We start from the raw sequence: 21,531 nt of genomic DNA on the forward strand, positions 1-21,531 counted from the left end.
ATTAGCCTGAGAGTAATAATCAAGGTAAATATTTGTGATCGGGATCAGTTCATGTTTCGGAAAACCAGGCTAAACGGGGTACAATTCGGAAAGTATCGTTAATTTCCGACAAGAATCAGCATCGCGCTTATGACCCAAATCATTCCATCAGACTTCGACATTGCAGCCGAAGACAGCACTGAGTTCGTGCCTATGCGCGGCGTCGCCAATCGGCATTTGCAGACCATGCTGCCGCGACTGATCCGCCGCAAGGTTCAGTTCACCCCGCACTGGCAGCGACTTGATCTGCCAGACGGTGACTTTCTGGATCTCGCCTGGAGCGAAGCGCCGGAGCAGGCCCGCCATAAGCCGCGCCTGGTGGTCTTTCACGGCCTGGAAGGCAGCCTGCACAGCCCCTATGCGCATGGGTTAATTGAGGCGGCAAAAGCGCGCGGCTGGCTCGGCGTGGTGATGCATTTTCGCGGCTGCAGCGGCGAACCCAATCGTCAGAAACGCATCTATCACTCGGGTGAAACCGAAGACGGAACGTGGTTTTTACACTGGCTGCGGGAAAACTTTGGCACCGTGCCCACCGCTGCCGTGGGCTACTCGCTGGGCGGAAATATGCTAGCCTGCCTGCTGGCGAAAGAGGGCGAAAGCGTACCGCTGGATGCCGCGGTGATTGTCTCCGCGCCGTTTATGCTGGAGCAGTGCAGCTACCACATGGAGAAAGGCTTTTCCCGCGTCTATCAGCGCTACCTGCTCAACCTGCTGAAAGCCAACGCGGCGCGTAAACTGAAGGCCTATCCTGATACCCTTCCGGTGAGCCTGCGCCAGCTGAAAAAGGTGCGCCGTATTCGAGAGTTCGACGATCTGATCACCGCGAAAATCCACGGCTTCGCCGATGCGATTGACTACTATCGTCAGTGCAGCGCCATGCCGCTGCTCAGCAAGATCACGCAGCCGACGCTTATCATTCATGCCAAAGATGACCCTTTTATGGATCATCACTCGATCCCCGCTCAGGAATTCCTGCCCGACAACGTTCACTATCAGCTGACGGAGCACGGTGGCCACGTTGGGTTTATCGGCGGCACGCTGCGCCGCCCGAAAATGTGGCTTGAGACGCGTATTCCTGACTGGCTAACCCCTTATCTGGACGGTGCAAAATGATTATTCCCTGGCAGGATCTGGCTCCCGAAACGCTCGATAATCTGATTGAAAGCTTTGTATTACGCGAAGGCACCGATTATGGTGAACAAGAACGCTCGCTTGAGCAAAAGGTCAACGATGTAAAGCGCCAGCTGAAAAGCGGCGACGTGGTGCTGGTGTGGTCAGAACTGCATGAGACGGTCAATATCATGCCCCGCAACGCGTTTCACGGCTGATCTTCCACCCATTTCAGTCAGGGAGTTGCTATGTCTGCCAGACATCCGGTTATTGCCGTTACGGGGTCGAGTGGTGCGGGAACCACCACCACCAGCCTCGCCTTTCGCAAGATTTTCGCCCAGCTGAATCTCCGTGCGGCGGAGGTCGAAGGCGACAGCTTTCACCGCTACACGCGCCCTGAGATGGACATGGCCATCCGTAAGGCGCGCGATCTGGGTAAACACATCAGCTACTTCGGCCCGGAAGCCAATGACTTCGGCCTGCTGGAGCAAACCTTCCACGAATATGGCCTGAGCGGCACAGGGCAGTCCCGTAAGTATCTGCACACTTACGACGAAGCCGTGCCCTGGAACCAGGTACCGGGCACCTTTACCCCCTGGCAGCCGCTGCCGGAACCCACCGACGTGCTGTTCTACGAAGGGTTACACGGCGGCGTGGTCACGCCCCAGCACGACGTGGCGCGCCACGTGGATCTGCTGGTCGGGGTGGTTCCTATCGTTAACCTGGAGTGGATCCAGAAGCTGACGCGTGACATGAGCGAGCGCGGCCACTCGCGCGAGGCGGTGATGGATTCCGTCGTTCGCTCAATGGAAGACTACATCAATTACTTAACGCCGCAATTCTCCCGCACGCACATTAACTTCCAGCGCGTGCCGACGGTGGACACCTCCAACCCGTTTGCCGCCAAAACGATCCCTTCTCTGGATGAGAGCTTTGTGGTGATCCATTTCCGCAATCTTGAAGGCATCGATTACCCCTGGCTGCTGGCGATGCTGCAGGGCTCGTTTATTTCGCACATGAATACATTGGTGGTGCCGGGCGGAAAAATGGGACTGGCAATGGAGCTTATCATGACGCCGCTGGTGGAGCGGCTGATGGAAGGGAAGCAGATCGCATAATCATTTTTGCCCGGTGGCGCTGCGCTTACCGGGCCTACAATCCGTAGGGCGGGTAAGCGCAGCGCCACCCGCCAAAAGATTAAGCCTCGATCACTTCATACGAATGGGTAATTTTTACCGCTTTCTCCAGCATTAACGCCACAGAGCAGTACTTCTCCGCAGACAGGTCCACCGCGCGTGAGACCGCCGCGTCTTTCAGCGCTTTACCGGTGACAACAAAGTGAAGATTAATGTGGGTGAACAGGCGTGGTGCCTCTTCCCGGCGCTCTGAGGTGAGTTTGACCTCGCAATCCGTCACGTCATGACGGCCTTTTTGCAGAATCGACACCACGTCAATCGCGCTGCATCCGCCTGCCGCCATCAGCACCATTTCCATTGGGCTTGGCGCTTTATCGCCGGAGTTACCATCCATCAAAATCTGGTGTCCTGACGCGGACTCGCCCAGGAACGTTAAACCTTCAACCCACTTCACGCGCGCTTGCATATTTTTGAACTCCAACGTTGCATTTTTGGTGACAGATTACGCGTGCGTTACATTTCTCGCAATGGAAGGCGACCTGCATCATGCTGAAGCGAGACACCAGGAGACACGCGGCGAAAGCTATGCTAAAACACTCAGGATGCTACAGTAATACATTGACGTTACACGTGTATGCAGAGGACATCAAACTTTACTGGCTGCGAAACGTTACGGTAGCCGACTTCCCAGGGTATGGGTAAGAATTCGATTGCAACCCCAGAGTCCGGATGCATCTGATGACTCTGGTGACAGCTTATAACAGAGGATAACAGCGCATGGTGCTTGGCAAACCGCAAACAGACCCGACTCTCGAATGGTTCTTGTCTCATTGCCACATTCATAAGTACCCATCGAAGAGCACGCTGATTCACCAGGGTGAAAAAGCGGAAACGTTGTATTACATCGTTAAAGGCTCGGTGGCAGTGCTGATCAAAGATGAAGAAGGGAAAGAGATGATCCTTTCTTATCTGAACCAGGGCGATTTCATCGGTGAACTGGGCCTGTTTGAAGAGGGCCAGGAACGTAGCGCCTGGGTTCGTGCAAAGACAGCATGTGAAGTGGCTGAAATTTCTTACAAGAAGTTCCGTCAGCTGATTCAGGTTAACCCTGACATCCTGATGCGTCTTTCTTCCCAGATGGCGCGCCGTCTGCAGGTCACCTCTGAGAAAGTGGGTAACCTCGCCTTCCTGGACGTAACTGGCCGTATTGCACAAACGCTGCTGAACCTGGCGAAACAGCCAGACGCAATGACCCACCCGGACGGCATGCAAATTAAAATTACCCGTCAGGAAATTGGTCAGATCGTCGGTTGTTCCCGTGAGACAGTGGGCCGTATCCTGAAAATGCTGGAAGATCAAAACCTGATCTCCGCCCACGGTAAAACCATCGTGGTCTACGGAACGCGTTAATTCCGCTTAAACGGCGTGTCACCGCAGGGTGTCACGCCGTTTTTGTCTCTACTCCCCATGTGGCGCAGGCTGATCTATCACCCCGAAGTTAACTACGCACTGCGACAAACGCTGGTGTTGTGTCTTCCTGTGGCCGTGGGCTTGATCCTCGGACATCTTCAGCAAGGTCTGCTGTTTTCTCTCGTGCCCGCCTGCTGCAACATCGCCGGTCTGGACACGCCGCATAAGCGCTTTTTCAAACGTCTGACTATTGGCGGCTGCCTGTTTGCGGGCTGCAGCCTCGCCGTACAGCTTCTGCTTGCCCGGGACATCCCGCTGCCGCTGATCCTGACCGTGCTGGCCATGACCCTCGGCGTCACCGCCGAAATCAGCTCGCTGCACGCCCGCCTGCTTCCCGCCTCGCTGATTGCGGCCATTTTCACGCTGAGCCTCGCCGGGAATATGCCGGTGTGGGAGCCGCTGCTGATCTACGCTCTGGGGACGCTGTGGTACGGGCTGTTCAACTGGTTCTGGTTCTGGCTGTGGCGCGAACAGCCGCTGCGCGAATCCCTGAGCCTGCTCTATGTGCAGCTGGCGGATTACTGCGAAGCCAAATATACCCTGCTCACCCAGCATACCGATCCGGAAAAATCCTTGCCGCCTCTGCTGACGCGCCAGCAAAAGGTGGTGGATTTGATAAGCCAGTGCTATCAGCAGCTGCACATGCTCGCCGCCAACAAGAACCACGAATACAAACGGCTGCTGCGCACCTTCCAGGTCGGGCTCGATCTGCAGGAACATATCTCCGTTAGCCTTCACCATCCGCAGGAGGTACAAAAGCTGGTCGAGCGCAGCCACGCCGAAGCGGTGATCCGCTGGAACGCGCAGACCGTATCGGCACGTCTGCGGGTCCTGGCTGACGATATTCTCTACCACCGCTACCCCACGCGCTTTAACATGGAAAAACAGCTCGGCGCGCTGGAGAAAATCGCACGCCAGCATCCGGATAACCCGGTTGGCCAGTTTGCCGCCTGGCACTTCAGCCGCATCGCCCGCGTGCTGCGCACGCAGCGCCCGCTTTATCCCCGCGATCTGATGGCGGATAAGCAAAAGCGGCTGCCGCTACTGCCCGCGCTCAGAAGCTATCTTTCTCTTAAATCATCCGCCCTGCGTAACGCCGCCAGGATCAGCGTAATGCTCAGTACCGCCAGCCTGATGGGCATGGCGCTGCATCTGCCGAAACCCTACTGGATCTTAATGACCGTGCTGTTTGTCACCCAGAACGGCTACGGCGCCACGCGGGTGCGTATTCTGCACCGGGCCGGCGGAACGATGGCGGGGCTGATTATTGCGGGCGTGACGCTGCACTTCCACGTGCCGGAAGGTTATACCCTGGCAGGGATGTTAGCGATTACGCTGGTGAGCTACCTGATTATCCGCAAAAACTACGGCTGGGCGATGGTGGGCTTTACGGTGACGGCGGTGTATACCCTGCAGCTGCTCACGCTCAATGGTGAACAGTTTATTGTCGCCAGGCTGATTGATACCCTCATTGGCTGCCTGATTGCCTTTGGCGGCATGGTCTGGCTGTGGCCGCAGTGGCAAAGCGGGCTGCTCAGGCAGAACGCCCACGACGCGCTGGAGGCCGACCAGCAGGCCATTCGATTGATCCTGAGCGACGACCCGCAGCCCTCCCCGCTGGCCTATCAGCGCATGAAGGTCAACCAGGCGCATAACGCCCTGTTTAACTCGCTCAACCAGGCGATGCAGGAGCCGGGCTTTAACTCGCACTATCTGGCGGACATGAAGCTCTGGGTGACGCACAGCCAGTTTATCGTCGAGCATATTAACGCCATGACAACGCTGGCGCGCGAGCACACGATGCTGACGCCAGACCTGGCCCAACGTTACCTGCAGTCGTGTGAAATTGCGCTGCAGCGATGTCAGCAGCGCCTGGAATATGACTCGCCGGGCGAGTCGGGAGATTCGAACATTCTGGAAGCGCCGGAGACGTTAACCCACGGGCCCATGAGCACCCTGGAGCAGCATTTACAGCGCATTCTGGGGCATCTGAACACCATGCACACCATTTCGTCGGTGGCATGGCGTCAGCGTCCACATCACGGGATTTGGCTCACCCGCAGGCTGAAGCGGACGGCGTATTAACCTTTTACGATCTTCGCGACCGCAGCGGCAAAACGGGTTAACCCGTCTTCAATGTCTTTGTCTTCCACCACCAGCGACGGTGCAAAACGCATCACGTCCGGACCCGCGTTCAGCACCATCACCCCTTCGTGGGCGGCGGCGTGCAGGAAATCGCGCGCGCGGCCTTTGTACTGCGGCTTCAGCTCGGCACCAATCAGCAGCCCCATCCCGCGGATCTCGCTGAACACGTCGTACTGGTCGTCAATCTTTTGCAGGTGTTTTACGAACAGCTCGCGCTTCGCGTTCACGCCGTTCAACACCTCAGACGTGTTGATAATATCAAACGCGGCACCCGCCACAGCGCTCGCCAGCGGGTTGCCGCCGTAGGTAGAGCCGTGAGAGCCCACGTGGAACGCGGAGGCGATATCCTGGGTCGTCAATACTGCACTCACCGGGAAGCCGCCGCCGAGCGCTTTGGCGCTGGTCAGAATATCCGGCGTCACGCCGTAGTGCATGTAGGCAAACAGATCCCCGGTACGGCCCATTCCGCACTGAACTTCATCAAAGACCAGCAGCGCCTGATGCTCGTCGCACAGTTCGCGCAGCCCTTTCAGGAATTCCGGCGTGGCCGCCGTCACGCCGCCTTCGCCCTGAATAGGCTCCACCACCACCGCGCAGGTGTGATCGTCCATTACCGCTTTCACCGCATGCAGATCGTTAAACGGCACGTGGACAATGTCGGCCGGTTTCGGGCCAAAACCGTCGGAATACTTCGGCTGACCGCCAACGGAGACGGTAAAGAAGGAGCGCCCGTGGAAGGCATTGTGGAAAGCGATAATTTTGGTTTTGTACGGACTGTGGCGCGTGGTGGCGTAGTAGCGCGCCAGCTTGAAGGCGGTTTCGTTGGCTTCGGTGCCGGAGTTCATAAACAGCACGCGCTCGGCAAACGTGGCATCAATGATCTTGCGGCCTAGACGCAGCGCCGGTTCGTTGGTGAACACGTTGCTGGTGTGCCACAGGGTTTCGCCCTGGGTTTTCAGCGCGTCCACCAGCGCAGGATGGCAATGACCGAGCGCCGTAACCGCAATCCCGCCCGCGAAATCCACGTACTCTTTACCCTGCTGATCCCAGACGCGGCTGCCTTTTCCCTTCACCGGGATAAACTCAGCCGGTGCATAAATCGGCAGAATCACTTCATCGAATGTCGCGCGGGTAATTGCTGGTTGTTCAGTTGCCATGTCATGCCCATCCATTTTATGTCACATCAATTGTGAAAATATAATCACAAAATATGCATAAAAAATCACGGCAAGGCAACAGATATTCAGCGATTGAGGAAATTTGCCAGCAGCGCGTGCCCCTGTTCGCTGAGGATGCTTTCCGGGTGGAACTGCACGCCTTCGAGATCCCATTCGCGGTGGCGAATCCCCATGATCTCCTGCGACTCGCTCCAGGCCGTCACGTCAAAGCACTCAGGCAGCGTCGGTGGGTCAATCACCAGCGAATGGTAGCGCGTCACGGTTAAAGGATTATTAAGCCCCGTAAATACTCCGGTACCGGCGTGAGTGACCGGAGAGGTTTTGCCGTGCATCACTTTCGCGGCACGCACGATGGTAGCGCCAAACGCCTGGGCAATCGCCTGGTGGCCCAGGCAGACGCCCAGAATCGGCAGCTTGCCGGCATAGTGCCGGATGACATCCAGAGAAACACCCGACTCCGACGGCGTACACGGCCCGGGTGAAATCACGATTTTCTGCGGAGCCAGCGTCTCAATATCGGCGAGATCGATCTCGTCGTTGCGGCGGACAACCACCTCTGCACCCAGTTCACAAAAATACTGGTAAAGGTTCCAGGTGAAGGAATCGTAGTTATCAATCAGCAGAATCATGGCGGCTCCCGAAAAAAATGCCGCCCTATTCTACTCAGATTCCCGCGCTTCGCTCACTACTTTGGCAAAGATCGCGCTCAGCGCGGACAAATCACCCGTTGCGCCACTTCGGTTAGCGGCGACCCACTGCTCGGGATCGATATCGCGCCAGTCCAGGGCGTAATCCGCATGAATGGCCAGCTGCTCGAAGAAAACGCGTTGGGCAATACCGTTGCCGCGCATAAAAGGATGCAGCATATTGATTTCGCAGTAATAGTGGCTAATTCTGTCAACAAACGCCGCTTTCTCAAGGCCAGCCAGATACTTCTCGCTTTCCAGCGCCGCCATCAGCTCGTTACCCATCTTTTCGATGTATTCGAAATGGCAGAACGGAATATCGCCCTTAAAAATATCGTCGGTACGGAACTCGCCTGCCCCCTTCATTTCACTGCGATACAGGTGTCGATGAATGAGGCACAGATGGGGTAACCCGGGCGCGGGAGGCCCAAGCTCCAGCGTCTCAATATGGGGTTCTGAGGGACCAATACCTTTTTCAAGGAGACAACTGGCCTGAAGATTGACGTTACGCTGCTGCTCCCAGAGACGGGATTTTTGCTTATCGGTGAGTTTTTTCACTTAACGCCTCCCTGAATAGTCCGTTTGCCACAAGTATAAGCAGCAAAACGCGCTTTCGCAGGGAGGGCTAAATCATACGGGCGAGGATCGCCCGTATTTAAGACAATTACGGCAGCACTTTCGCGGAGAGGATAACCACCGGTTTTGACGGCACATTCTGGTACGGGCCGACGTCATGGGTAGGCACCTGAGAAATCTTATCAGCCACATCCATTCCTTTCACAATTTTACCGAAAACGGCATAACCGAAATCACGCTGACCGTGATCCAGGAAGGCGTTATCGGCCACGTTGAGGAAGAACTGACTGGTCGCGCTGTCTTTATCCGCCGTACGCGCCATAGAAATGGTCCCGCGCTTGTTCAGCAGGCCGTTGTCCGCTTCGTTTTTAATCGGCGGGTTCGGCTGTTTCTGCTGCATCTGCTCGTTGAAGCCGCCGCCCTGAATCATAAAGCCTGGGATCACGCGGTGGAAAGTGGTGTTGTTGTAGAAACCACTGTTCACATAGTCGAGGAAGTTTTTCACGGAAACAGGGGCTTTCTGGCTGTTCAGTTCCAGCTCAATGTTCCCGGCGGAGGTGGTCAGCAGAACGTGAGGGTCTCCTTTTGCTGCCAGCGCAGCAGGGGAAACGGCAGAAAGAGCAAACACAGCTGCGACAGCCGCCAGTGTTGATTTGAGCATGAGAATTCCTTAACAAAGCGCAGTATAAAAAGCGAATGGCTTGATTCTAAAGAGCAGTATGAACGGAGACCAGCCTTTTACCTAATTTTACGAAATTGAAACAGTTGTAACCGCGCAAACGATTGGTATTTGCGGCTTTTTATGTGATCGTGATCACATAAAAACCTGCAATGAAGTTCTAATTTCTCTTAAAAGATATGAATAGATCACTTTAATGTCTAAAATCTGCCCGCTCTCAGCGCCCGATGGGCGCTTTTCTTTTTTTGAACAGGCCAGACATGACTAACAGCAATCGCATCAAGCTCACATGGATCAGCTTCTTCTCCTACGCCCTGACCGGCGCGTTGGTGATCGTCACCGGGATGGTGATGGGAAATATCGCAGACTACTTCCAGCTGCCCGTTTCCAGCATGAGTAACACCTTCACCTTCCTCAACGCGGGGATCCTGATCTCCATCTTCCTGAATGCCTGGCTGATGGAGATCGTGCCGCTGAAAACCCAGCTGCGCTTTGGTTTTGTGCTGATGCTCGCCGCCGTGGCGGGCCTGATGCTGAGCCACAGCATCGCCCTGTTCTCCGCCGCCATGTTCGTGCTCGGTCTGGTCAGCGGTATCACCATGTCGATCGGGACCTTCCTTATTACCCATATGTATGAAGGCCGTCAACGCGGCGCGCGCCTGCTGTTTACCGACTCTTTCTTCAGCATGGCCGGAATGATCTTCCCGATGGTCGCCGCCGTTCTGCTGGCCCGCAGCATTGAGTGGTACTGGGTTTATGCCTGCATCGGCCTGGTCTACGTGGCAATCTTTATTCTGACCTTCGGCTGTGAGTTCCCGGTGCTGGGCAAAAAAGCGCAGACTACCGCAGAACCCGTCGCGAAAGAGAAATGGGGCATCGGCGTGCTGTTCCTCTCCATTGCCGCACTGTGCTACATCCTGGGCCAGCTGGGCTTTATCTCCTGGGTACCGGAGTATGCGAAAGGCCTGGGCATGAGCCTGAACGACGCGGGTAAGCTGGTGAGCGATTTCTGGATGTCTTACATGTTCGGCATGTGGGCGTTTAGCTTCATCCTGCGCTTCTTCGACCTGCAGCGTATTCTGACCGTGCTGGCGGGCCTGGCCACCGTGCTGATGTATCTGTTCATCAACGGTTCGCCGGAGCATATGCCGTGGTTCATTCTGACCCTGGGCTTCTTCTCCAGCGCGATCTACACCTCGATCATTACCCTGGGCTCTCTGCAGACCAAAGTGGCCTCGCCGAAGCTGGTTAACTTCGTCCTGACCTGCGGTACCATCGGCACCATGCTGACCTTCGTGGTCACGGGCCCGATCGTCGCCCACAGCGGTCCGCTGGCGGCGCTGCACACCGCGAACGGTCTGTACGCCGTGGTGTTTATCATGTGCTTCGTTCTGGGCTTCGTGACCCGCCACCGCCAGCACAACGCGGCAGCGGCGTCTCACTAATCCCTACGCCCCTTTGCGCTCGGCAGAGGGGCTGTTTCTGGCAAAGCTCACCTCTTCTCCCCCGATATCCATCTGGATCCAGGTCTGCGCCAGCTGCGTGGTGGCAATCACGCGCCCCTGTCGAATGGACCAGCGCACCGGCACCTGACAGCGCACCGCTTCAAACCCGCTCTCCGCAGGCAGAATAATCAGATTCGCCGGGTTTCCCGTTTCAATGCCGTAATCGCTCAGGCCAAAGGTCCGGGCGCTGTTATGGGTTATCAGATTCAGGCCGCTGTCGATTTGCGGATACCCCATCATCTGGCAGACGTGCAGCCCCATATGCAGCACCTGCAGCATGTTGCCGGTACCAAGCGGGTACCACGGATCAAACACATCGTCATGCCCGAAGCAGACGTTAATGCCCGCTTCCTGCAGCTCTTTCACGCGGGTGATACCGCGACGCTTCGGATAGTCGTCAAAGCGACCCTGCAGGTGGATGTTGACCAGCGGGTTAGCGACGAAGTTAATTCCCGACATCTTCAGCAGGCGGAAAAGCCTCGAGGTGTACGCGCCGTTGTAGGAGTGCATGGCGGTGGTGTGGCTTGCCGTCACGCGTTGGCCGATACCGGCCTCATACGCCAGCGTTGCCACCGTCTCGACAAACCGCGACTGCTCGTCGTCAATTTCATCGCAGTGGATATCCAGCGGACGGTCATATTTCTTCGCCAGGTCAAACGCGATATGCAGCGACTGGACGCCGTACTCGCGGGTGAACTCGAAGTGTGGGATCGCCCCCACCACGTCGGCTCCCAGCTTTAAGGCTTCTTCCAGCAGCGCCGCGCCGTTCGGGTAAGAGAGAATGCCCTCCTGCGGGAACGCGACGATTTGCAGCGTCACCCACGGCGCAACCTCCTGCTTCACCTCCAGCATCGCCTTCAGGGCGGTGAGCGTCGGGTCGGAGACATCCACGTGGGTGCGGACAAACTGAATGCCGTTGGCGATTTGCCACTTCAGCGTTTTCCAGGCACGCGCTTTCACATCGTCATGGCTGAGCAGCGCCTTGCGCTCCGCCCAGCGCTCAATGCCCTCAAACAGCGTTCCGGACTGGTTCCAGTTCGGCTCGCCCGCCGTCTGGGTGGTATCAAGATGGATATGCGGCTCGATGAACGGGGGAATAGCCAGCCCACCGCGCGCATTCAGTACTTCATAACTTTCGGCATGAGTATCGTCCATTGGGGTGATGTCACCAAATCGCCCGTTCTCAATGGCAAGCTGCCACAGCCCTTCCCGACCCGGTAAACGAACATTCTGAACAAGCCATAACGGTGTTGTAGACATACCTTTCCCCTAAAAAACGCAGCTGATATTCAGGCGTATCGATTTTTGCAAAACCGCCCCTGATTTGTACACAAATTCAACGAACACGAAAAGCCTGCGATTTCCGCCACTTATAAAAATCCTGACAAATCAGTCGCATACCACCTAAGGGGTAGGCGAAGGCGTATTTGATTTGCATCAATAAGCGCCCCTGCTGAATCGTTAAGGTAGGCAGTAATAGAAAAGAAATCGAGGCAATAATGAGCAAAGTCAGACTCGCTATCATCGGTAACGGCATGGTCGGCCACCGCTTTATTGAGGATCTTCTCGATAAAGCCGATGCTGAGCAGTTCGATATTACCGTGTTCTGTGAAGAACCCCGCAAGGCGTACGACCGTGTGCACTTGTCTTCCTACTTCTCCCATCATACCGCCGAAGAGCTCTCTCTGGTGCGCGAAGGTTTCTACGAGAAGCATGGCGTAAAAGTGCTGGTAGGCGAACGCGCTATCACCATCAACCGTCAGGAAAAAGTGATCCACTCCAGCGCCGGGCGTACGGTTTTTTACGACAAGCTGATTATGGCGACGGGCTCCTATCCGTGGATCCCACCGATTAAAGGCTCAGAAACTCAGGATTGCTTCGTTTATCGTACCATTGAAGATCTCAACGCCATTGAGTCCTGCGCACGTCGAAGCAAGCGCGGCGCGGTGGTCGGCGGCGGCCTGTTGGGCCTGGAAGCCGCGGGCGCGCTGAAAAACCTCGGCGTTGAAACCCACGTCATCGAATTTGCCCCAATGCTGATGGCCGAACAGCTGGACCACATGGGTGGCGATCAGCTGCGTCGTAAAATCGAAAGCATGGGCGTGAAGGTTCACACCAGCAAAAACACCAAAGAGATCGTCCAGGAAGGCACCGAGGCGCGCAAAACCATGCGCTTTGCCGACGGCAGCGAGCTGGAAGTCGACTTCATCGTCTTCTCCACCGGTATTCGCCCGCGCGACAAGCTGGCAACCCAGTGCGGCCTGGCCGTCGCCCAGCGCGGCGGGATCATGATTAACGATACCTGCCAGACCTCAGACCCGGATATCTACGCGATTGGCGAATGCGCCAGCTGGAACAACCGCGTGTATGGTCTGGTCGCGCCGGGTTACAAAATGGCGCAGGTTGCCGTGGACCATATCCTCGGCACTGAAAACGCCTTCGAAGGCGCGGACCTGAGCGCCAAGCTGAAGCTGCTGGGCGTGGACGTTGGCGGTATTGGCGATGCGCATGGCCGCACGCCTGGCGCTCGCAGCTACGTTTATCTCGATGAAAGCAAAGAGGTCTACAAACGCCTGATCGTCAGCCAGGACAACAAAACCCTGCTCGGCGCGGTGCTGGTGGGCGATACCAGCGACTTCGGCAACCTGCTGCAGCTGGTGCTGAATGCTATCGAACTGCCGGAGAACCCGGACGCGCTGATCCTGCCGGCGCACGCCTCCAGCGGTAAGCCCTCTATCGGCGTGGATAAATTGCCGGACAGCGCGCAGATCTGCTCCTGCTTCGACGTCACCAAAGGCATGCTGATTTCAGCCATCAACAAAGGCTGCCACACCGTGGCGGCGCTGAAAGCGGAAACCAAAGCCGGTACCGGCTGCGGCGGCTGTATTCCGCTGGTCACTCAGGTGCTGAACGCCGAGCTTGCGAAACAGGGTATCGAAGTGAACAACAACCTGTGCGAGCACTTTGCGTACTCTCGCCAGGAGCTTTACCACCTGATCCGCGTGGAAGGCATCAAATCCTTCGACGAACTGCTGGCGAAACACGGCCAGGGCTACGGCTGCGAAGTGTGTAAACCGACCGTCGGGTCACTGCTGGCCTCCTGCTGGAACGAGTACGTGCTCAAACCGGAACACACGCCGCTGCAGGATACCAACGACAACTTCCTGGCAAACATTCAGAAAGACGGCACCTACTCCGTCATCCCACGTTCCGCCGGTGGCGAAATTACGCCGGAAGGGCTGGTCGCGGTGGGCCGCATTGCACGTGAATTTAACCTGTACACCAAAATCACCGGTTCCCAGCGCATCGGCCTGTTTGGCGCGCAGAAAGACGATCTGCCGGAAATCTGGCGTCAGCTGATTGAAGCTGGCTTCGAAACCGGCCACGCGTATGCCAAAGCGCTGCGTATGGCGAAAACCTGCGTGGGCAGCACCTGGTGCCGCTACGGCGTCGGTGACAGCGTGGGCTTCGGCGTGGAGCTGGAAAACCGCTACAAAGGCATCCGTACGCCGCACAAAATGAAGTTCGGCGTCTCCGGATGTACCCGTGAATGTGCGGAAGCGCAGGGTAAAGACGTGGGTATTATCGCCACCGAAAAAGGCTGGAACCTGTACGTCTGCGGTAACGGCGGGATGAAGCCACGCCATGCGGACCTGCTGGCCGCGGATCTCGACCACGATACGCTGATTCAGTATCTCGACCGCTTCATGATGTTCTACATCCGTACCGCCGATAAGCTGACCCGTACGGCCTCCTGGCTCGATAACCTGGAAGGCGGTATCGACTACCTGAAAGCGGTCATCATCGACGACAAGCTGGGCCTGAACGAACATCTGGAAGCCGAGATGGCTCGCCTGCGCGCGGCGGTTATCTGCGAGTGGACTGAAACCGTTAATAGCCCGGCGGCACAGACCCGCTTCAAACACTTTATCAACAGCACCCAGCGCGACCCGAACGTACAGGTTGTGCCAGAGCGTGAACAGCATCGTCCAGCAACGCCGTATGAACGTATTCCGGTTACGCTGGTGGAGGAAAACGCATGAGCCAGTGGATAAACATTTGCGATATTAACGACATTATCCCCGCAACCGGCGTGTGCGCGCTGCTGGGCAGCGAGCAGGTTGCGATTTTCCGCCCTCGCCGCGATGAACAGGTTTTTGCCATCAGCAATATCGACCCGTTCTTCGAGGCCAGCGTGCTCTCCCGTGGACTGATTGCGGAACATCAGGGTGAGCTCTGGGTCGCCAGTCCGTTGAAAAAGCAGCGTTTCCGTTTAAGCGACGGGCACTGCATGGAAGATGAAAGCTTCTCTGTGAAGCACTACGACGCCCGCGTGAAGGACGGCAAGGTGCAGCTGAAAGGCTAATTCCCTCGCCTTTTCAATATGAAAAGCTTATGACCCCTTATGGGTAACGGCAGGAAAAACCGTATGTTCTGTACGATTCCTGCTGTTATCCTGACGTCAATTCTTACCCCCTCCATGAATACTGCGAGGTAACGTCGTGGATCACCTGCCGATTTTTTGTCAATTACGCCACCGCGACTGCCTGCTTGTGGGCGGCGGCGACGTGGCTGAGCGCAAAGCGCGCCTGCTGTTAGAGGCTGGCGCCCGACTGACCGTCAACGCCATTGCCTTCTCCCCCCAGTTTGACGTCTGGGCGCAGGAAGGGATGCTTACGCTGGAGCAGGGGGAGTTTAATGAATCCCTGCTGGATACCTGCTGGCTGACCATTGCCGCGACGGATGACGATGCAGTGAACCAGCGCGTCAGCGACGCCTGCGAAGCGCGCCGGATCTTCTGCAACGTGGTGGATGCGCCGAAAGAGGCCAGCTTCATCATGCCGTCGATTATCGACCGTTCGCCGCTGATGATCGCGGTATCGTCCGGCGGCCGCTCGCCCGTTCTGGCGCGCCTGCTGCGGGAAAAGCTGGAAGCCGTATTGCCACAGCACCTCGGTCAGATTGCCCACTACGCGGGGCAGCTGCGTTCCCGCGTGAAGCAAACCTTCGCGACCGTTGGCGAGCGTCGACGCTTCTGGGAAAAATTCTTCGTGAACGACAGGCTGGCGCAGTCGCTGGCGAATCAGGACAGCAAAGCGGTTGAAGAGACAACGGCGCAGCTATTCTCTGAACCGCTGGACCATCGCGGTGAAGTAGTGCTGGTGGGCGCAGGCCCTGGCGACGCAGGGTTACTGACCCTGAAAGGGCTACAGCAGATCCAGCAGGCGGATATTGTGGTTTACGATCGTCTGGTCTCTGATGACATCATGAACCTGGTGCGTCGCGACGCCGACCGCGTCTTCGTCGGCAAACGCGCGGGCTACCACTGCGTTCCGCAGGAAGAGATTAACCAGATCCTGCTGCGCGAGGCGCAAAAGGGCAAACGCGTGGTGCGTCTGAAAGGGGGCGATCCGTTTATCTTTGGTCGCGGAGGCGAAGAGCTGGAAACCCTGTGCGACGCGGGTATTCCCTTCTCCGTCGTGCCTGGGATTACGGCGGCATCCGGCTGCTCGGCTTACTCTGGCATTCCGCTGACCCACCGGGATTACGCCCAGAGCGTGCGCCTGGTGACGGGCCACCTGAAGACCGGCAGCGAGCTGGACTGGCATAACCTGGCAGCCGAAAAGCAGACGCTGGTGTTCTACATGGGGCTGAACCAGGCTGCCACAATCCAGGCGAAGCTGCTGGAGCATGGCATGGAGTCAGATATGCCCGTCGCGCTGATCGAAAACGGTACCGTCATTACGCAGCGCGTGGTGGATGGGGTGCTGACGCAGCTAGGCGAACTGGCGCAGCAGGTCGAAAGCCCGGCGCTGATTGTAGTTGGGCGCGTGGTCGAACTGCGCGATAAACTCAACTGGTTCTCGAATCACTAACGCATATTCTTCCTTTCCGGAGTAGTCCTTAAGCGGACTACTCCCCTCTTACCGCTGTCGATAACATACCGCCCCGAAGTGGAGATTTTCCCTTTATTCCCTTGAGTTACATCCAATTTTCGTTTTTAAGACAAGGAATGCGTATGTTCAAACTGGCAAAAGCCGCCGTTCTGGTCGGCCTGTTATCCACTCTGACGGCCTGCACCGGTCACGTACAGAACACCAAAAATAACTGCAGCTACGATTACCTGCTGCACCCGGCGATCTCCATTTCAAAGATCATCGGTGGTTGCGGCCCGGCGGCACAGCAGTAAGCGTTTTACAGGCGTAAAAAAACCGGGGCTTCCCGGTTTTTTATTAGGGTGGTTTTTTGTCGGGTGGCGGCTCCGCCTTACCCGACCTACATGACCTCGTAGGCCGGGTAAGCGTCAGCGCCACCCGGCAAAGCAGGCTTAAGGTTTACCCACAAACCCAATCGCTTCGTACACCGCTTTCAGGGTTTCGGACGCGCGCGCGCTGGCTTTTTCCGCGCCCTCTTTCATCACTTTCTGCAGGAAAGCTTCATCGTTGCGATAGCGGTGATAACGCTCCTGCAGCTCAGTCAGCATGCCGGAAACGGCATCTGCCACTTCGCCTTTCAGGTGGCCGTACATCTTCCCTTCAAAGTGCTGTTCCAGCTCAGAAATGCTCTGGCCGGTAACACCGGAGAGAATATCCAGCAGGTTGGAGACGCCCGCTTTATTCTGCACGTCGTAGCGCACCACAGGCGGCTCGTCGGAGTCGGTCACCGCGCGCTTGAGCTTTTTGACCACCGATTTCGGATCTTCCAGCAGGCCGATAACGTTGTTGCGGTTATCGTCAGACTTGGACATCTTCTTGGTTGGCTCCAGCAGCGACATCACGCGCGCGCCGGATTTCGGAATAAACGGCTCTGGCACCTTAAAGACATCGCCGTAGATCGCGTTGAAGCGCTGGGCAATATCGCGGCTCAGCTCGAGATGCTGCTTCTGGTCTTCGCCCACCGGCACCTGGTTAGTCTGGTACAGCAGGATGTCTGCCGCCATCAGCACCGGATAGTCAAACAGACCGGCGTTGATGTTTTCAGAGTAGCGCGCGGATTTATCCTTGAACTGGGTCATGCGGCTCAGTTCACCGAAATAGGTGTAGCAGTTCAGCGCCCAGCCCAGCTGTGCATGCTCTGGCACATGGGACTGAACAAAAATGGTGCTCTTCTCAGGATCGATCCCACAGGCCAGATACAGGGCGAGGGTGTCCAGCGTGGCTTTGCGCAGCTTCTCAGGATCCTGACGGGCGGTAATTGCATGGAGATCGACGATGCAGTAAATGCAATGGTAGTCATCCTGCATGCTGACCCACTGACGTAACGCACCCATGTAGTTACCAATGGTCAATTCACCTGAAGGCTGTGCGCCACTAAAAACGATGGGCTTAGTCATTATTCAATTCCTGATGTTCACTGTGCGAAAGCCCGAGTGCGGGCAACAAATCTTTGAAGTGGTCGAACACAACATCCGGCTCACTTAGCGTGATGGCCTCACCGTAGTTGTAGCCATAGGTTAATCCGACGGAAGGACATCCAGCCGCTCGGGCAGCCAGAATATCATTGCGCGAATCACCGACAAAGAGCAGCTCAGCAGGTGTTAAGGATAATTTTCCTGCCACCAGCAGCAGCGGTTCCGGATGCGGCTTTTTGTTTTGCACATCGTCGCCGCCCACAATCACGGAGAAGTACTTCGCGATATCCAGCGCTTCAAGCAGGGGTGCCACAAACGGCGTCGGTTTGTTGGTCACCAGCCCCAGAGGAATGCCCTTCGCGTGCAGCGCGCTCAGCGTTTCCGTAACGTCCGGGAAGAGGAAACTGCCCTCCTCGACGGTCTCTTCATAGAAACGATCGAACAGTTTGCGCAGAATGCGCAGCTGCTCTTCCTGCGGGATATCGGCACCATCGACGCTCGGTTTACCCTGCGCGGAACGCTGCGACGCGCGCTCCTGGCGCGCCCACGTCAACGCGCGATCCATCAGCACATCGGCGCCGTTGCCAATCCACGTGACGACGCGCTCTTCGCCCGCAACGGGCAGTTCAAGGGCATACAGCGCCTGGTCGACGGCACTCGTTAAGCCCGGCGCGCTGTCAACCAGCGTGCCGTCGAGGTCGAATGCCACACCCCGAATTGCCTGCAACTTATCCATGACTTACCTTCGCCAGCTCGCGGCGCATTTCATCAATGACTTTTTTGTAATCCGGTTGGTCGAAAATCGCTGAACCTGCAACGAACATATCCGCGCCCGCTGCCGCAATTTCACCAATGTTATTCACTTTCACACCGCCGTCTACTTCAAGGCGAATATCGTAACCTGACTCATCAATGCGACGGCGTACTTCACGCAGCTTATCCAGCGTGTGAGGAATGAACGACTGACCGCCAAAGCCAGGGTTAACGGACATCAGCAAAATGACGTCCAGCTTATCCATCACATAGTCGAGATAGCTCAGCGGCGTGGCCGGGTTAAATACCAGACCCGCCTTGCAGCCGTTCTCTTTGATCAGCTGCAGGGTGCGATCCACATGTTCAGAAGCTTCCGGATGGAAGGTGATGATGCTGGCGCCCGCTGCGGCGAAATCCGGCACGATACGGTCGACAGGTTTCACCATCAGATGGACGTCAATCGGGGCGGTAATGCCGTAGTTGCGCAGCGCCTTAAGCACCATTGGACCAATGGTCAGATTGGGGACGTAGTGGTTATCCATAACGTCGAAATGGACGACATCTGCGCCAGCCGCGAGAGCTTTAGCGGTATCTTCACCCAGGCGGGCAAAATCGGCCGACAGAATTGAGGGAGCAATCAAAAACTGTTTCATCCGCATCTCCTTGAAATGTGTTTACCGGCGGGCAAAACGGCTCAGGGGCGATAAAGAGCCAGGAGTTCGTCCACCTTTTTACGTGTGCCGCCGTTGCTGCTAATGCTACGCCGCACTTTAACCTGAAAATGCTTCGCGGCTTTGTACCATTCGCGTGTATCAGGGGTATCGTGATTTGAAATTAACACCGGAATTCTTTTGCTGACCAGCTTTTCCGCCATCTCCGCCAGACGGGCCTGTTCGGCCGGGCTGAAGCTGTTGGTGTGATAGGCGGTGAAGTTCGCCGTCGCCGACAGCGGCGCGTAAGGGGGATCGCAGTAAACCACCGAGTTTACGCCTGCCAGTTCCATACACTCTTCATACGAGAGGCAGTGAAACTCGGCATGCTGTGCTTTTTCGGCAAAGTGATACAGCTCGTCCTGCGGGAAATAGGGACGCTTATAGCGGCCAAAAGGCACGTTAAATTCCCCACGAAGATTATAACGGCACAGGCCGTTGTAACCATGACGGTTGAGATAGAGGAACAGCAGCGCCCTGCGGAACGGATCCTGACTCTGGTTAAACTCCGCACGGAACTGGTAGTAAACGTCCGGGTTATTGTTCTCAGGCGTAAACAGTGCACGCGCCTCTGCGACATACTCATCGGTACGATGCTTAACGATGTTATAGAGGCTGATAAGGTCGCTGTTGATATCCGCCAGGATATAACGAGAAAAATCGGTGTTCAGGAACACCGATCCCGCACCCACGAAAGGCTCGATAAGACACTCGCCTTTCGGCAGGTGCTTTTTAATATCATCGAGCAGGGGGTATTTCCCCCCTGCCCATTTCAGAAAAGCGCGATTTTTTTTCATGCTGACTAACTGATTACACCTTCTCCGGCTGTGGAGAAAGCTCCGACAGCATCCTGCGCTTTAAACATTACTTCAGATCGGCCTGAACCTGATGAATCGGCTTCGCCCACGGGTTTTTCGCCTGCACGTCTGCTGGCAGCGTCGCCACGGCACGTTTTGCTTCATCTTTGGAAGCATACACACCGCTGACCAGCACATACCACGGCTGACCGTTACGGGTCGTCTGATAAACAACATAGTTTTTCAGATTGGATTTCTTCGCCCAACCGTTGAGGTTGTCATAGTTAGACGAACTGCTCAGCTGCAGCGTGTAGTTGCTGGATGGCGCAGACTTCAGCGAACCGACGTTACCTGCAGTTTTACCTGCCGCGCTGCTGGATGCTGTTGCCGTTGCGGCAGGCGCAGCCGTAGCAGCCGGTGCCGTGGTGGTCGCCGTTGCTTTCGGCGCAGTCTGCGTGACTGGCGCTTTAGCAGGCTCGCTCACCGCAGCCGTTTCAGTGTGTTTCGGCTGTGCCGGTACGGCTTTCACTTCAGGCGCTTTTACCACTGCCTGAGGTTTAGTTTCGCGCTTAGGCTCAATCACCGCCTGCTTACGTTCAGGACGTGTCGCAGTTTGCGTCTGGCGCGGTTTGGTTTCCGTCGCGGCCGTTTGCGGCTGAGCGTTACCGCCGCGAATCGGGGCAACGGTTGCAGGTTCAGTTGGCAGCGTAGAGTTAACCACGACGTTATCAACCTGCTGCTGGTTCTGCGGCTGCGTCAGCGCATTGTTCAGGTCTCCCTGAACTTCTACGCGCTGCTGGCCTTCAGGCGTAGCAGGTGCCTGACCCTGAGCAGGGGTAGAGGAAACGGGCGGCAGAGAAACATCCTGCGGCGTTGTTGTGTTACCAGCAGTCTGCTCTGCAGAAGTGGTACCCGGTGCAGGCTGTGCGCCATTCGCCTGATTGGACGCATCGTTACCGGAAAGGTTAATGCTCTTCTCGGCGGAAGCGGTTTGCTCGGTTGAGTTCGTTGACGGTGCTTTTAGCGCGGAGCCAATGCCGACAATCAGCAGCACAAGCACCAAAACGCCAAGGCCCATCATGATGTACTGGCGGGAAGCCGGTTTTGGCGCAGCGGCTTTTTTACGTTTACGCGGGCGACGCTCTACAGGCTGTTCGTCCATTGAATCTTCTTCGGACTCATAATCCTCTTCTTCTCGCTCCTCGTGCGCGTTGCGGCTGCGCGAAGGGCGACGATCGTCTGCATCCAGATCAACATCGTCAAAGTTGATCTGCGGCTCGTTATCACGTTCTGAAGATTGACGAGAACGACCAGTACGACGATCGCTGGGATCGGGTTTCAGCTCGTCTTCTGGTTTGAATTCATCCATTTAACACCCCACTCAAAGGCTTATGCC

At 56.5% G+C, this 21,531-nt stretch carries 21 protein-coding genes; 10 read left to right on the forward strand and 11 right to left on the reverse strand.

Annotation, left to right across the window (positions count from 1 at the left end):
- Positions 1-129 precede the first annotated feature (129 nt).
- The 3 genes from ACWHWP_RS21985 to ACWHWP_RS21995 are packed head-to-tail and all read left to right on the forward strand — an operon-like array spanning position 130 to position 2,267.
- Positions 130-1,152, forward strand: coding sequence for a hydrolase (locus ACWHWP_RS21985; RefSeq protein WP_047345764.1), 1,023 nt, complete (start codon positions 130-132; stop codon positions 1,150-1,152).
- Positions 1,149-1,367 carry a YheU family protein gene (locus ACWHWP_RS21990; RefSeq protein ID WP_008503016.1) on the forward strand — a complete coding sequence of 73 codons (219 nt, stop codon included), beginning with the start codon at positions 1,149-1,151 and terminating at the stop codon, positions 1,365-1,367. Before ACWHWP_RS21985 ends, ACWHWP_RS21990 begins: the two co-directional genes overlap by 4 nt.
- Before the next feature lie 30 nt (positions 1,368-1,397).
- On the forward strand, positions 1,398-2,267 hold the full coding sequence (locus ACWHWP_RS21995; protein WP_047345763.1) for a phosphoribulokinase: 870 nt from the start codon (positions 1,398-1,400) through the stop codon (positions 2,265-2,267).
- 79 nt (positions 2,268-2,346) lie between these two features.
- On the opposite strand, the gene ACWHWP_RS22000 is transcribed toward ACWHWP_RS21995, so the two are convergent.
- Complete coding sequence (locus ACWHWP_RS22000; protein ID WP_014885509.1) at positions 2,347-2,751, reverse strand: OsmC family protein; 405 nt, start codon at positions 2,749-2,751, stop codon at positions 2,347-2,349.
- A 311-nt stretch (positions 2,752-3,062) separates the two neighbouring features.
- On the opposite strand from ACWHWP_RS22000, the gene crp reads away from it, so the two are divergent.
- Complete coding sequence (gene crp / locus ACWHWP_RS22005) at positions 3,063-3,695, forward strand: cAMP-activated global transcriptional regulator CRP (RefSeq protein ID WP_000242758.1); 633 nt, start codon at positions 3,063-3,065, stop codon at positions 3,693-3,695.
- Between the two features lie 57 nt (positions 3,696-3,752).
- Positions 3,753-5,840: a YccS/YhfK family putative transporter gene (locus tag ACWHWP_RS22010; RefSeq protein ID WP_264440032.1), complete on the forward strand. Its 2,088-nt coding sequence runs from the start codon at positions 3,753-3,755 to the stop codon at positions 5,838-5,840.
- Here ACWHWP_RS22010 and argD read toward each other — a convergent pair.
- The 4 genes from argD to ppiA form a co-directional block, all read right to left on the reverse strand.
- Positions 5,837-7,057, reverse strand: a complete 1,221-nt coding sequence (gene argD, locus ACWHWP_RS22015; RefSeq protein ID WP_186437540.1) for a bifunctional acetylornithine/succinyldiaminopimelate transaminase — start codon at positions 7,055-7,057, stop codon at positions 5,837-5,839. The genes ACWHWP_RS22010 and argD overlap by 4 nt on opposite strands.
- Before the next feature lie 86 nt (positions 7,058-7,143).
- Positions 7,144-7,707 carry an aminodeoxychorismate synthase component 2 gene (gene pabA, locus ACWHWP_RS22020; protein WP_059311246.1) on the reverse strand — a complete coding sequence of 188 codons (564 nt, stop codon included), beginning with the start codon at positions 7,705-7,707 and terminating at the stop codon, positions 7,144-7,146.
- A 30-nt stretch (positions 7,708-7,737) separates the two neighbouring features.
- Positions 7,738-8,322, reverse strand: coding sequence for a putative adenosine monophosphate-protein transferase Fic (locus ACWHWP_RS22025; RefSeq protein WP_063958057.1), 585 nt, complete (start codon positions 8,320-8,322; stop codon positions 7,738-7,740).
- 106 nt (positions 8,323-8,428) lie between these two features.
- Positions 8,429-9,001, reverse strand: a complete 573-nt coding sequence (gene ppiA, locus ACWHWP_RS22030) for a peptidylprolyl isomerase A (RefSeq protein WP_014885514.1) — start codon at positions 8,999-9,001, stop codon at positions 8,429-8,431.
- A gap of 278 nt (positions 9,002-9,279) precedes the next feature.
- Between ppiA and tsgA the strand changes: the two genes are divergently transcribed.
- Positions 9,280-10,464, forward strand: coding sequence for an MFS transporter TsgA (gene tsgA, locus ACWHWP_RS22035; RefSeq protein ID WP_447856394.1), 1,185 nt, complete (start codon positions 9,280-9,282; stop codon positions 10,462-10,464).
- Positions 10,465-10,467: 3 nt separating this feature from the next.
- Here the strand turns inward: tsgA and ACWHWP_RS22040 are convergent, their stop codons facing one another.
- On the reverse strand, positions 10,468-11,784 hold the full coding sequence (locus ACWHWP_RS22040; RefSeq protein WP_059311243.1) for a cytosine deaminase: 1,317 nt from the start codon (positions 11,782-11,784) through the stop codon (positions 10,468-10,470).
- Positions 11,785-12,023: 239 nt separating this feature from the next.
- Here ACWHWP_RS22040 and nirB point away from each other — a divergent pair, with 239 nt between their 5' ends.
- The 4 genes from nirB to ACWHWP_RS22060 all read left to right on the forward strand — a co-directional run bounded on the left by nirB (position 12,024) and on the right by ACWHWP_RS22060 (position 16,714).
- Complete coding sequence (gene nirB / locus ACWHWP_RS22045; RefSeq protein ID WP_447856396.1) at positions 12,024-14,567, forward strand: nitrite reductase large subunit NirB; 2,544 nt, start codon at positions 12,024-12,026, stop codon at positions 14,565-14,567.
- Positions 14,564-14,890, forward strand: a complete 327-nt coding sequence (gene nirD, locus ACWHWP_RS22050; RefSeq protein WP_063430390.1) for a nitrite reductase small subunit NirD — start codon at positions 14,564-14,566, stop codon at positions 14,888-14,890. The genes nirB and nirD overlap by 4 nt, the downstream gene beginning before the upstream one ends.
- 136 nt (positions 14,891-15,026) lie before the next feature.
- Positions 15,027-16,400, forward strand: a complete 1,374-nt coding sequence (gene cysG, locus ACWHWP_RS22055) for a siroheme synthase CysG (protein WP_447856398.1) — start codon at positions 15,027-15,029, stop codon at positions 16,398-16,400.
- Between the two features lie 143 nt (positions 16,401-16,543).
- Complete coding sequence (locus ACWHWP_RS22060) at positions 16,544-16,714, forward strand: YhfL family protein (RefSeq protein WP_008503029.1); 171 nt, start codon at positions 16,544-16,546, stop codon at positions 16,712-16,714.
- A 138-nt stretch (positions 16,715-16,852) separates the two neighbouring features.
- On the opposite strand, the gene trpS is transcribed toward ACWHWP_RS22060, so the two are convergent.
- The 5 genes from trpS to damX form a co-directional block, all read right to left on the reverse strand.
- The gene (trpS, locus tag ACWHWP_RS22065) at positions 16,853-17,857 is read right to left on the reverse strand and encodes a tryptophan--tRNA ligase (RefSeq protein ID WP_063430386.1); all 1,005 of its coding nucleotides are present in this window, start codon (positions 17,855-17,857) and stop codon (positions 16,853-16,855) included.
- Positions 17,850-18,611, reverse strand: coding sequence for a phosphoglycolate phosphatase (gph, locus tag ACWHWP_RS22070; RefSeq protein ID WP_447856400.1), 762 nt, complete (start codon positions 18,609-18,611; stop codon positions 17,850-17,852). Before gph ends, trpS begins: the two co-directional genes overlap by 8 nt.
- On the reverse strand, positions 18,604-19,281 hold the full coding sequence (gene rpe / locus ACWHWP_RS22075) for a ribulose-phosphate 3-epimerase (RefSeq protein WP_024907923.1): 678 nt from the start codon (positions 19,279-19,281) through the stop codon (positions 18,604-18,606). Before rpe ends, gph begins: the two co-directional genes overlap by 8 nt.
- A 41-nt stretch (positions 19,282-19,322) precedes the next feature.
- Positions 19,323-20,135 carry an adenine-specific DNA-methyltransferase gene (gene dam, locus ACWHWP_RS22080; RefSeq protein WP_047345751.1) on the reverse strand — a complete coding sequence of 271 codons (813 nt, stop codon included), beginning with the start codon at positions 20,133-20,135 and terminating at the stop codon, positions 19,323-19,325.
- 67 nt (positions 20,136-20,202) lie between these two features.
- Complete coding sequence (gene damX / locus ACWHWP_RS22085; protein WP_063430384.1) at positions 20,203-21,504, reverse strand: cell division protein DamX; 1,302 nt, start codon at positions 21,502-21,504, stop codon at positions 20,203-20,205.
- Between the last annotated feature and the right edge of the window lie 27 nt (positions 21,505-21,531).

It is taken from the genome of Enterobacter sp. WI-ESBL-E8, assembly GCF_053364895.1.

Coding starts and splice junctions, on each gene's coding strand:
- ppiA (WP_014885514.1), bottom strand. CDS start 9,001: ATGCTCAAATCAACACTGGCGGCTGTCGCAGCTGTGTTTGCTCTTTCT.
- ACWHWP_RS21985 (WP_047345764.1), top strand. CDS start 130: ATGACCCAAATCATTCCATCAGACTTCGACATTGCAGCCGAAGACAGC.
- ACWHWP_RS22010 (WP_264440032.1), top strand. CDS start 3,753: ATGTGGCGCAGGCTGATCTATCACCCCGAAGTTAACTACGCACTGCGA.
- crp (WP_000242758.1), top strand. CDS start 3,063: ATGGTGCTTGGCAAACCGCAAACAGACCCGACTCTCGAATGGTTCTTG.
- damX (WP_063430384.1), bottom strand. CDS start 21,504: ATGGATGAATTCAAACCAGAAGACGAGCTGAAACCCGATCCCAGCGAT.
- dam (WP_047345751.1), bottom strand. CDS start 20,135: ATGAAAAAAAATCGCGCTTTTCTGAAATGGGCAGGGGGGAAATACCCC.
- nirD (WP_063430390.1), top strand. CDS start 14,564: ATGAGCCAGTGGATAAACATTTGCGATATTAACGACATTATCCCCGCA.
- ACWHWP_RS22060 (WP_008503029.1), top strand. CDS start 16,544: ATGTTCAAACTGGCAAAAGCCGCCGTTCTGGTCGGCCTGTTATCCACT.
- trpS (WP_063430386.1), bottom strand. CDS start 17,857: ATGACTAAGCCCATCGTTTTTAGTGGCGCACAGCCTTCAGGTGAATTG.
- ACWHWP_RS21990 (WP_008503016.1), top strand. CDS start 1,149: ATGATTATTCCCTGGCAGGATCTGGCTCCCGAAACGCTCGATAATCTG.
- nirB (WP_447856396.1), top strand. CDS start 12,024: ATGAGCAAAGTCAGACTCGCTATCATCGGTAACGGCATGGTCGGCCAC.
- argD (WP_186437540.1), bottom strand. CDS start 7,057: ATGGCAACTGAACAACCAGCAATTACCCGCGCGACATTCGATGAAGTG.
- tsgA (WP_447856394.1), top strand. CDS start 9,280: ATGACTAACAGCAATCGCATCAAGCTCACATGGATCAGCTTCTTCTCC.
- ACWHWP_RS22040 (WP_059311243.1), bottom strand. CDS start 11,784: ATGTCTACAACACCGTTATGGCTTGTTCAGAATGTTCGTTTACCGGGT.
- pabA (WP_059311246.1), bottom strand. CDS start 7,707: ATGATTCTGCTGATTGATAACTACGATTCCTTCACCTGGAACCTTTAC.
- ACWHWP_RS21995 (WP_047345763.1), top strand. CDS start 1,398: ATGTCTGCCAGACATCCGGTTATTGCCGTTACGGGGTCGAGTGGTGCG.
- gph (WP_447856400.1), bottom strand. CDS start 18,611: ATGGATAAGTTGCAGGCAATTCGGGGTGTGGCATTCGACCTCGACGGC.
- rpe (WP_024907923.1), bottom strand. CDS start 19,281: ATGAAACAGTTTTTGATTGCTCCCTCAATTCTGTCGGCCGATTTTGCC.
- ACWHWP_RS22000 (WP_014885509.1), bottom strand. CDS start 2,751: ATGCAAGCGCGCGTGAAGTGGGTTGAAGGTTTAACGTTCCTGGGCGAG.